The 10,535-nt window shown below is 57.9% G+C and carries 13 protein-coding genes; 2 read left to right on the forward strand and 11 right to left on the reverse strand.

Features of this window, described 5'->3' with window-relative positions:
• Genes gcvH through moaD form a run of 6 tightly spaced genes read right to left on the reverse strand, consistent with a single transcriptional unit; the run spans position 1 to position 3,076 of the window.
• Positions 1-384 carry a glycine cleavage system protein GcvH gene (gene gcvH, locus M0P56_RS03030; RefSeq protein ID WP_291508568.1) on the reverse strand — a complete coding sequence of 128 codons (384 nt, stop codon included), beginning with the start codon at positions 382-384 and terminating at the stop codon, positions 1-3.
• Complete coding sequence (gene gcvT, locus M0P56_RS03035; RefSeq protein WP_291508569.1) at positions 381-1,508, reverse strand: glycine cleavage system aminomethyltransferase GcvT; 1,128 nt, start codon at positions 1,506-1,508, stop codon at positions 381-383. Before gcvT ends, gcvH begins: the two co-directional genes overlap by 4 nt.
• The gene (locus tag M0P56_RS03040) at positions 1,505-1,831 is read right to left on the reverse strand and encodes a roadblock/LC7 domain-containing protein (protein ID WP_291508570.1); all 327 of its coding nucleotides are present in this window, start codon (positions 1,829-1,831) and stop codon (positions 1,505-1,507) included. The genes gcvT and M0P56_RS03040 overlap by 4 nt, the downstream gene beginning before the upstream one ends.
• A 23-nt stretch (positions 1,832-1,854) precedes the next feature.
• Entirely contained in the window at positions 1,855-2,340 is a 486-nt protein-coding gene (locus M0P56_RS03045) for a YajQ family cyclic di-GMP-binding protein (RefSeq protein ID WP_291508571.1), read from the reverse strand.
• A gap of 11 nt (positions 2,341-2,351) precedes the next feature.
• Positions 2,352-2,831 carry a molybdenum cofactor biosynthesis protein MoaE gene (locus M0P56_RS03050; RefSeq protein ID WP_291508572.1) on the reverse strand — a complete coding sequence of 160 codons (480 nt, stop codon included), beginning with the start codon at positions 2,829-2,831 and terminating at the stop codon, positions 2,352-2,354.
• 2 nt (positions 2,832-2,833) lie between these two features.
• A complete protein-coding gene (gene moaD, locus M0P56_RS03055; RefSeq protein WP_291508573.1) occupies positions 2,834-3,076 on the reverse strand; it encodes a molybdopterin converting factor subunit 1 in 243 nt (80 codons plus the stop codon).
• Positions 3,077-3,183: 107 nt separating this feature from the next.
• Between moaD and sohB the strand changes: the two genes are divergently transcribed.
• A complete protein-coding gene (gene sohB, locus M0P56_RS03060) occupies positions 3,184-4,185 on the forward strand; it encodes a protease SohB (RefSeq protein WP_291508574.1) in 1,002 nt (333 codons plus the stop codon).
• A gap of 16 nt (positions 4,186-4,201) precedes the next feature.
• On the opposite strand, the gene M0P56_RS03065 is transcribed toward sohB, so the two are convergent.
• Positions 4,202-4,603, reverse strand: coding sequence for a hypothetical protein (locus M0P56_RS03065; RefSeq protein ID WP_291508575.1), 402 nt, complete (start codon positions 4,601-4,603; stop codon positions 4,202-4,204).
• 9 nt (positions 4,604-4,612) lie between these two features.
• Complete coding sequence (locus M0P56_RS03070; protein WP_291508576.1) at positions 4,613-5,026, reverse strand: DUF423 domain-containing protein; 414 nt, start codon at positions 5,024-5,026, stop codon at positions 4,613-4,615.
• A 124-nt stretch (positions 5,027-5,150) separates the two neighbouring features.
• On the opposite strand from M0P56_RS03070, the gene M0P56_RS03075 reads away from it, so the two are divergent.
• Positions 5,151-6,197: a complex I NDUFA9 subunit family protein gene (locus tag M0P56_RS03075; RefSeq protein WP_291508577.1), complete on the forward strand. Its 1,047-nt coding sequence runs from the start codon at positions 5,151-5,153 to the stop codon at positions 6,195-6,197.
• 34 nt (positions 6,198-6,231) lie between these two features.
• Here the strand turns inward: M0P56_RS03075 and mdoH are convergent, their stop codons facing one another.
• From mdoH to M0P56_RS03090, 3 genes are read right to left on the reverse strand one after another with little or no spacing between them, the layout of a single operon-like run.
• On the reverse strand, positions 6,232-8,325 hold the full coding sequence (mdoH, locus tag M0P56_RS03080) for a glucans biosynthesis glucosyltransferase MdoH (protein ID WP_291508578.1): 2,094 nt from the start codon (positions 8,323-8,325) through the stop codon (positions 6,232-6,234).
• 2 nt (positions 8,326-8,327) lie between these two features.
• On the reverse strand, positions 8,328-8,831 hold the full coding sequence (locus M0P56_RS03085) for a hypothetical protein (RefSeq protein WP_291508579.1): 504 nt from the start codon (positions 8,829-8,831) through the stop codon (positions 8,328-8,330).
• A gap of 5 nt (positions 8,832-8,836) precedes the next feature.
• Positions 8,837-10,372, reverse strand: a complete 1,536-nt coding sequence (locus M0P56_RS03090) for a glucan biosynthesis protein (protein WP_291508580.1) — start codon at positions 10,370-10,372, stop codon at positions 8,837-8,839.
• Positions 10,373-10,535 lie beyond the last annotated feature (163 nt).

Below are 10,535 nucleotides of genomic sequence, written 5' to 3' on the forward strand. Positions count from 1 at the left end.
TTAAGACTCCGCTAATTTACCGTAAGCCGCCGCATCCAGGAGTCCGGCACAGGCCGCTGCGTCGGCCTCCACCACCATAATCCAGCCCTGACCATAGGGGTCTTCATTGAGCCACTGCGGGTTATCCCCCAGCCCGGCATTACGCTCCACCACCGTGCCATCAAGTGGCGCATACAAATCCGCCGCCGCCTTGACCGACTCCAGCACGCCGCAGACTTCGCCACCATGAATCGCCTTACCGGTATCAGGCACCTCCACATACACCAGATCCCCCAGCAACTCCTGGGCATGATCGGTAATCCCCACCCGGTAGCGTCCGCCCCCCAGGTCTTCGACCCACTCATGGGTATCGCTGTAACGTAACGTCTCCGGAATCTTGCTCATGCCTCATGCTCCTCAGGAAAAGAAAAAGTTGCCACGCCTTTCCGCCAGAAGGGCGGCTTTATCACCAGCGCCGGACGCCGCACCCCGCGCACCACAACGGCGCATACGGCCCCCGGCTCCAGCGCCGCATCCACGCGGGCCAGCGCGATACCGCGCTGCAGGCTGGGCGAGAAAATACCGCTGGTGACCACCCCACAAGGCTGCCCCGCCGCATCTTCCACCACATAACCATGACGGGGAATGCCCTCGCGCATCGCCAGGCCGACAAGCTTGGCACCACCACCCGCGGCCAACTGCGCCGCCAGCGCCACCCGCCCCAGAAAATCCCGCTCTGCAGCACGCAAATCCACCGTCCAGGCCAGATTACTCGCATAAGGCGAAACCGCCGTCGTCATATCCTGACCGTAAAGATCCAGCCCCGCCTCCAGACGCAGACTATCCCGCGCCGCCAACCCGGCTGGCCGCACCCCGGCAGCCACCAGCCGATCCGCCAGGCTCGGCAACAAAGTATTCGCAGCGATAATTTCGACACCATCTTCGCCGGTATAACCCGTGCGCCCGACGAAGAAATCGCCCTGTTCCAGCGCGTGAAAAACCGGCAACTCCGCCAATGCGGGCATCCCCAACGCCGTCGCCGCCATCGCCCGCGCCGTGGGGCCTTGTACCGCCAGAATCCCCAGATCCGGTCGCTTCTGCAGGGTCACCTGCCAGCCGTGGGCATCCACAAGGGTCTGCAGGTGCGCCGTGTCCGCCTCCGCCCCGCCCGCATTCAGCACAATCCGATACCTACCGTCTCCACAATGGGTGACAATCAGATCGTCAATAATCCCGCCATCGCCTTGCAGCATCGTGCTGTACAGCGCCTTACCCGGCACCGCATCCAGCTTCGCCACATCGTTGGCCAAGGCATAGCGCAGCAACGTCCGCGCATCCGGTCCACTCAGGTCCAAAGGCCGCATGTGCGAGACATCAAAAAGCCCCGCCGCCTGCCGCACCGCCTCATGCTCCGCCAATTGCGAGCCGTAGTTCAGGGGCATCTCCCAACCCGCGAAATCCACCATGCGCGCGCCATGAGCGACATGCCAATCATAGAGCGCCGTGCGCCGTGCTGAGATCGTGCTCATAAAGCGGCCGCCGCCATACGCAGTGCGTCAACCCCTGACTCATCGCTCATACCCGGCCGCACCACCACCAGAACCGCTTCGGAAGCAGCAGGCAAAAGCACGATGTCGCGGCCATCCAGCACCACATGCACATGGCGCACACCGTCCGCCACATTCATCCGTTTGGCCAGCGCACACATCCCAGAGGCCAGCGCCGCCACCGTATCCGCCATATCTTCGGACATGCCCTCCACCTGCAAAGGAATCCCCTCACGGCTGATCAACGCCGCCGCCGTCACGCCCGGCATCTCGGCAATGCGCACTGCCAACTTTGTCTTATTCATGCTGTCCCTTTTTATGCTTGCGATTAGTCCCGGAAGTTGTTGAATTGTATTGGCAGACCAAAATCATGCCCCCGTAGCGCGGCAATAGCAGCCTGCAGCTCGTCCCGGCTCTTGCCGGACACCCGCAACTGCTCTCCCTGAATACTGCCCTGCGCCTTGAACTTACCGTCCTTTAGAAACTTGACCATGCGCTTGGATACCTCTGTCTCCAGACCAACTTTCAGGCCAAGTACCTGCCGCTCCATACCGCCTGCCGCAGACGCCACTTTACCCACATCCAGTGCCTTCAAATCCACTCCACGCTTCACCAGCCGCGCCGAAAGCAAATCAATCATCTGCCCTAGCTTATATTCATCCTCAGCGACCAGGATGATCTCCTTCTCCTTACGCTCCATCGACGCCTTGCTGCCCTTAAAGTCATAACGGGTAGTTATTTCCTTCACCGTTGTATGCAGGGCATTATCCACTTCTTGCATGTTCACTTCAGACACTACATCAAAACTCGGCATAAAATCTCACTTCAAGAATGTGTATGGGAAACATGAGGCGCATGGGTATGGCCCGCGCGGCTTCCGGTCCGGCAGCCGGGGCAATCAGTCACCCAGCGCGTCCCCTCCGGGGTAATTTCCTTCTTCCAGAAAGGTGCGCTGGTTTTCAGGACATCAATCAAAAAACGGCAAGCATCAAAGGCCGCCGCCCGGTGCCGCGACCAGACTGCCACCATCACAATGTTGTCCTGGGGCGCCAGATGGCCGTAGCGATGAATGATCAGACTATCGAGAATATCGTAATGCCGGGCCACCTCGGCACTGATGCGTTCGAGTTCGCGCTCCGTCATCCCCGGATAATGCTCGATCTCCATGGCCAGGATATCCACGGCCTCACTATAATCGCGCACCGTTCCGATGAAAGTGACCGAGCCGCCAGCCCCGGCATCCACCGGAAACGCCGCCATCTCCGCCATGGGATTGAAATCTTCTTGCTGAACTTTAACGATCAAACCTAACCTCCAGTGACCGGAGGGAAAAATGCCACTTCGTCACCATCACGCACCACATCAGAGAAGGGCACATGCTGCAAATTCACCGCTGCCAGCAGATGGGCATCGTGCAGCACCACGCCAGCCGCCCCTTCCGCCAGCACCAACACCTCCGCCACCGTTACGCCCCCATCCGGCACCGGCAAGGACATTTCCTCCACCCCGGCACGCTCGCGCACACTGGCAAAAAACTTCACATGGATCATGGAAAACGCCACCTCAGCAAGAGGCCAAATAATAACGCCCCCAGCCCTCACGCTTCAACTATGGCCGGAATCTTTACAGCTATCGCCTTTCCGCCTATCTTTGCGCCATGGAAACTTTTTTCAGTCACTATCTGCTTTTTCTCGCCGACACCGCGACCATTGTAGTTGCCTTGCTTATGGTTGCCGGCGGCCTCACCGCCATCGCCCTGAATAAACGCAAAAAAACTGCGACCACCGGGCAGGTGCAGGTCAGCGACCTGCGCAAACAACTAGAACAGTCCAGCGAAAATGTCCAACAATTCCGGCTGGACAAAAAAGCCCTGAAGGCCCATCAAAAGACCCTCAAAAAAGACCGCAAAGAGAAGGACAGTGGCGATGAAAGCTGTACCTACCTGCTCGAATTCAAGGGCGACCTGCGCGCCTCTGCCGTCAGCGCCCTGCGTGAAGAAATCTCCGCTGTTATCCAGGCCGCCAAACCCGACGATGCCGTCCTGCTCCGTCTGGAAAGTGGCGGCGGCATGGTCAACACCTATGGCCTCGCCTCGGCCCAGCTATTGCGCCTGCGCGCCGCTAAAATCCATGTCACGGTGCTGATCGACGCCGTCGCCGCCAGCGGCGGCTACATGATGGCCGTCACCGCCGATCGTATCGTCGCCAGCCCCTTTGCCCTCATCGGCTCCATTGGCGTCGTCGCGCAAATCCCCAACTTCCACCGCTGGCTGCAAGACCGCAACATCGACTGGGAACAGTTCACCGCTGGCAAATTCAAGCGCACGGTCACCCTCTTCGGCGAGAATACCGACACTGGCCGCGCCAAGCTGCGCGAAGAACTAGAAGAAACCCACGCCCAGTTTCGCAACTTTGTACAGCAATATCGTCCGCGGTTAGATTTGGAACAAGTCGCTACCGGCGAAGCCTGGCTGGGCAGCAAGGCCTTGCAACTCGGATTGGTGGATCAGCTTGCCACCAGCGACGAAATCATCCTGGAGGCCGCACAAAAAGGCAAGGTCCTCGCGCTGCATTATCAGCGCCAAAAAACCCTTCCCCAACGCGTCGGCCTCGCCGCCCAGCAAAGCTGGGATAAACTCTGGCAGATACCGATCTCTTAAATATCTCGCCAAATGACTATCCTTGCGCTGCAATCTTCCGCGCCAACAACCTCCTCCGCCACGCCATGATCGCGTCGATGACTTCCTGGTCAAAGTCTATGGTTTCGTGTTCTTTTACGAGCTGTTTCGCCGCTTGCACCTGCGTATTCATCTGCCAGGTTCGAGAAATATTCTGAAAATAGGGGTCGGCATCCAGATAGCAGTTTTCTTGAGGTAGGGCACGCTTCAATTTGAGTGGCTTACCGTCTTCAGCACGGCACAGTACGGTTTTTGAACGAATCTCTGCTACGGTATACGCCCGTAGTGCAGTTACCGTCCCGCTGTAGGGCACATGCTCCACAACCCAGAACCTATCCCCCACTTCGGCGTCAGCGAAATCCAGATATTTGCCGTACGCATTCCCCGTTGCAATTAACATAAATTCCTCCTACGCTGCCGATGCCCGCCACATACCCAGCGCGAGCAGCAGCCAGGAAAGAATCAGCGCGGTTCCACCCACAGGCGCGAAAAAAGCCCAGAATACGTTGCTGGTCAGCGCCAGCAGATAGAGTCCGCCGCAGAACAATAGGATACCCAAGACCATCAGTCCCCCTGCCGCATAAAGCAAACGTCGTTTGCCATATTGACTGATCAACACGCCGATGAACAACAGACCGAGCCCGTGATAAATCTGAAAGCGATCCGCAATATCGTAAATATGCAGCCCTTCAGCATCCACCCGCCCAGCCACAAGATGATCCCCCGCCGCGCCGAAAATCACCGCCAGGGCCATCACCAATGCGCCCAGCGCGACAAATCGCCCACCCAACCGCGACACATGCTCCATCAAACGTTCCGCCATACTATCCCCTGACCAGCATCCTGTGTTTATAGCCTATGTGCAGGGCTCTGTTCAAACACGGGCCTATCGATCCACCCCTTTCATAAGGCTGTGCTATGCTTGCAAAATAATTTCGGGAGGCATCATGGCAACCCATAAGATTTGCATTCTCGGTGGAAGCGGTTTTGTCGGACGTCATCTGGCAGAGCGTTTAAGTCAGGACGGGCACTCGATACGCATCCTGACGCGCAACCGCGAGCGCAACCGCGAAAACCTGCTGGTGCTCTCCGGCGTGGAAATAGTTGAGGCCAATATCCATGACCCCATCGCCTTGGAGAAACAACTCGAAGGACGCGACGTAGTCATCAACCTCGTTGGCATCCTCAACGAAAACCATTCTGGCCACAAAGATTGTCGGCCCGAGCAACCTGGTGACTTCGAGAAGAACCACATAGAACTGCCGCGCCTGGTGGCCAACACCTGCGGCCGTCTGGGCATTCCGCGCCTGCTCCACATGAGCGCCCTGGGAGCCAGCCCCCTCGGCCCCAGTGCCTATCTGCGCTCTAAGGGAATTGGTGAGGAGATCGTTCGCCAGTCTGGCGAGAACAGCTCGGAAATGGGTCACTTTAATTATCTGAATGACCCCAAGCTGCTCTGGGGTCGCGGTCTGAAGGTAACTTCATTCCGCCCTTCGGTGGTTTTTGGCGAAGGGGATAGTTTTTTCAACCGTTTTGCCCAGCTACTGCGCAACATTCCCTTCCTCATCCCACTAGCGGGCATCAACGCCAAAATGCAGCCGGTCTGGGTAGAGGATGTGGTCAGTGCCTACGTGCAGTCCATTGATGATGAAAAAACCTATGGCAAGGCCTATGACTTATGCGGCCCCAAGGTGTATACCCTCGGCGAACTGGTAGCTTATACCCAGAGCCTGATTGGCACCCATCGCGCCATCGTGCCGCTCTGTAACTTCGTCGGCAACCTGCAGGCCCGTATCATGGAGAAGCTGCCGGGCAAAGTGCTCACGCGCGATAATTTGCTTTCTCTGTCCGTGGATAACGTCTGTACCAGGAACGATCTGGCTGACGTATTTCATATTCAGGCCACCGCCATCGAGAGCGTGGTACCCGGCTACGTGAAAAAAAAGGCTTCCCGTGCGGAGCGTCTGGCCGAAATCCGCAATCGGCGCCCCTAAACGCCAAGCCCGTTAGTGGATGGGTGCGCCGTCATCACTTACCCTGGATCATTTGGGCATCCGCCGATTCCTCATCGGCGCTCTGCAAGCCCCAGGCGGCCAAGCGCGTACTATCGTCCGTGGACCAGACCGCGCGATGCAATGCGAGCATGGAGTTACGATCACTGAGCAGTACATTGCGCTCGCGGTTACTGAGCCCCTGCGGACCCTGCTCCAGCGCTTTGTGGCAGAGATTCGCCGCGCGTGGCCAGGCACCTGTGCGATTACGCTGCAGGGCGGTATGTATGGCGTTGAAGCGAGGATCCACCACAACCTGTATGAAGGGATCCCCTTCAATGTGGGGCAGATAGGCCACGCTGTCCACGCCGAGCGTCTGCAACTCTTGTGGGACATGCACCTCTTCGGGAATAACGAAGAGACGATGACGCCGCGCCCAGCGTCCCAGTGCGGGCCGACTTGTCCAGGCAGCCAGTGGCACCGCTGCCGTCAGCCCGCCGAGTATGGGTACCAGCCAGGCAAAATGCCAGGCGCCAAGAAAAGGATACAGTAGTGCCGCCAGACTCAGACCCAGCACGGAACACCAGCCAAAATATCGGAAGGCATCGGCCCAGGAGGTTTCCTGATCACCACGGACTTGCGTCCCCCAACGCACGCCGCGTCCCATCAATGTTTGAATCACAAACTGGCTATGAAAGGCCATACGGATCGGCGCCATGAGTATCGAAAAAATACTCTCAAAAAACATGCTGGCCACCAGGCAGAATAAGCCACCGAAATTCTCTTTTTGGCCCCGCTGACGCACGACCCAGAGCACCGCCATAAATTTAGGTGAGAGCAGCAGAACGGCCGTCACCCCAAACAGCCAGAAGGGCATGGGATCGGTCAGCCAGCCCCAGTCAAAGGGCATTATACTGCCATCACTGGCTATATTGGCCCAGTGCAGTGAGCCCAGTGCACCGAGGATCAAAAATAGTCCCCATAAAGGTGCTGCTAAAAATGACATAGCACCGTTGATAAAGAGAAAACGATGTGCCGAGCGTAACCCCTCCCCCGCCAGCAGGCGCAGATGTTGAAGATTGCCTTGCGCCCAGCGGCGGTCCCGCTTGAGATCGTCAATCAGCGTCGGCGGTACTTCTTCATAGCTACCTGGCAAGCTGGGCACAAACCATACCCCCCAGCCACTCTTGGCCATGAGCGCGGCCTCGACGAAATCATGGCTCAGCAGCGGGCCACCGAGGGGCGGGCGCCCGGGCAACACGGGCAGGGCACAATATTGGGTGAAGGGTGCGGTACGCAAAATGGCGTTGTGGCCGATATAATGGCCGTCGCCCAGTTGCCAGAAGCGCAGGCCGGCACTGAAGATCGGTCCGTACAAATGTTGCGCAAACTGTTGCAGGCGGGCATAGAGCGTTTCGCGATTGACGGCCACCGGCTGGGTCTGGATGATACCGACCTGCGGATTGCCCTCCATCATCTCTAGCATCCGGTAGAGCGTCTCGCCGTTCATCACGCTGTCGGCGTCGAGCACGACCATATATTCATAGTCCTTACCCCAACGACGGCAAAAGTCCGCCACATTTCCGCTCTTAGCCTTATTATTGATGGGGCGCCGCCGGTAGTGAATACGGCCAAAAGCATCTAAAGCCTGACAGAGTGCTGACCACACCAGTTCTTCGCGTAGCCAAATAGCGGGATCACGCGTATCACTGAGCAAGAAAAACTCGAAGTGCGCGAGCGCTCCAGCATGTTGCAGAGATTTAAAAGTAGCCTGGAGCCCCGCCGCGACCCGTTCTACCTCTTCGTTGTAGATGGGCATGACTATAGCTACACGGCTCTGCGGACGCGGTTCGGCAAGACGCAGTTCGGGACTGCCCGGCGCGGTGTCTGCTCGTCCGCGCATGAGCAGGATGAACCCCACGAGCGCCGTCCAGAAACCCGCAGATATCCAGGCCAACAGTAACGCGAAAATAGTTAACGTCGGGATTTCCAGCCACAGGGGCAGACGGTCTGTCAGCACCTGAGCAAGCATCAAGCCGGCACCACACGCAGGAAGAATGATGAAAGCGCTGAGCCAATAGCGTCGGTACCGACCGATGGTTTCCCATGGCCGGGCGCCGCCACGACCCATATTCAGGCTTCTCCGGGCAACACGCGCTGATTCGCACTGATCGCACGCCGGTCCAACAAAGACTGAACAAGGCGCAACAAGGCCGCACCCCAGGAGCGATTCAAAGGCCGCGAGGCCATGCTCGACCGCACGGTGGCCGGGGCCATCTGGCGTTGCAACCAACGGCAGGATTTGCCGTCATGGGTTTCGCCCACGGGCAGACTGAGAGACAAGTCCAGACGCGCATCCAGTTCATCGCCATCCGTCAGGGTCGCCAGGGCCATGTGCAGGCTCGCGAAGGCTTGCCCATAAAGTGCTTCGCCCTCCATGTCGGTGCCGCACAGTTGCGCGACCACCTGCCCGCGGATCCACAGCCGCTGGGCATCTGTCATAGACAGACGGGCCATGTACTGCTCCACACGGGCCAGCACCGGGGCTTTGTTCGCGACGACCATGGCCTCCGCTGCCCAACCCGCCGGCAGTTCACCCGCAGGATTGACGCTGTAGCTTGATTCATCTTTAAACATCACACCTACTCCTTTGCCGCATGCAAGAGATATGTCCAGGTATTGCTCATCACCTGATTGTCCAGGGTTAAAAAACACCGCACGTTACTGGGTGAGTCCAGTTGCGGCTGAATGACTGCAATCACCCGCCAGAAATGGCCATCCTTCTCCCATTCCAGCTTCTGGCTGAGAATTTTCGCGCCATCCCCCGCATCGAGATGGATCTGCACGGGCATGGTCTCCGGCAGCTTGGTCAGTGCGCCGCCCGCAAAATCAATCACCACTGTCCGTGCACCGGGAGCCTTCGCATCATCACCCAAATAGGTGCCCACCGGATGGGCCAACGGGATCAGACCGTGGTTATTGAGAAAAAAGCGCAGGGTATACGCCAAGTGCAAGGGTGTTCTGGGCGCAGGCTCATGCTCCGGCACCCAGAACACAGCGATATTGTCCATATCACGATTATTGGTGGGAAGTTCTATCAGACGCACTTGCCCCTTGCCCCAGTCACCATCGGGCTGCACCCAGACACTGGGACGCCGCTGATAGTCCGTCTCAATCCCCTCATAGGCGGAGAACCGGCGATTCTCCTGAATCAGACCGAAACCAACGGGATGATCCATGTCGTAAGTGGTGGTCTGGATGTATAAGGGGTTATCTATGGGCCGGGTGATCCATTCGCCATTGCCCTTGGCCATGACCAGATCGCTGGAGTCGTGCTGCGCCGGGTGCCAGTCGCCGGCAGTGATGCCGCGGCCATGTCCATGCCAATACATGCTGGTCAAGGGCGCGAGTTCCAGCACCTGTACCGGCTTGCGCAGGTAAATGGTAGCATCGACATGTACCGTGCTGCTGTCACCCTGCTGGATAGTGAAACGATACGCACCCGTCGCTACCGGACTGTCCATGAGCGCGTAGACCACCATCTGGGTTGCGCCCGCCTTGGGCTGCACTAGCCAGAACTGTTTGAAGTAGGGGAAGATTTCGCCCGAAGGCTGAGCCGTGTCGATCCCGAGGCCACGTGCCGACGTCCCGTAGACGGCGCCTTTGCCCACGGCGCGGAAATACGTCGCACCGAGGAAGGAGATGAACTCGTTATAGTGAGGCGGCGTATTGAGCGGCGCGAGCAAACGGAAACCGGCGTAACCGAGTTTGCTGGGCATATCTTCGGGTACGTTCAGATTTCCGAAAGTAAAGTGTTTCAACGTAAAGCGAATCGGTTGAACCACACCATCCACCACCCTGCGAATAACCACAGGGCGGTGAAACCAGGAGCCGGGCAGATAAAACTGCGCCTGGAACGGCAAATTATCGCCACGCCAGAGCGGCGATACATCCTGAATTTGGGCATACTGCTCAGGACTGAGGTCTTTCAGAAAAGCCGGAATGGGTAGCGGCTTAGCGTCGTAAGCGCTGTTCACCAGCATTTGGGCCTTGGCCTCTACGTTGGCCATGCTAAAATCGGCGGCATACGCTGGCAATGTGATAGCCCACCCTGCCAACGCCAGCAGGACGGCGGAAAGCAGCTTTAGTGACGGATGATAGCGGCAATAAATATTCATGCCTTGGCGTTAAGCAAGGCTTGTGCCATATTATTAACTATGTGATTTTACAATTATAATTATTACTCCTGGGTTGGTTCTGTCGCTCTTGCCCGACGATTTCAGGGGAATGGCCCGTGAATCGACTGCACAGGAGGATGTACCCTTACGGATGGGTTTCAGG

Source organism: Acidithiobacillus sp., from assembly GCF_023229925.1.
Lineage (GTDB): Bacteria > Pseudomonadota > Gammaproteobacteria > Acidithiobacillales > Acidithiobacillaceae > Acidithiobacillus.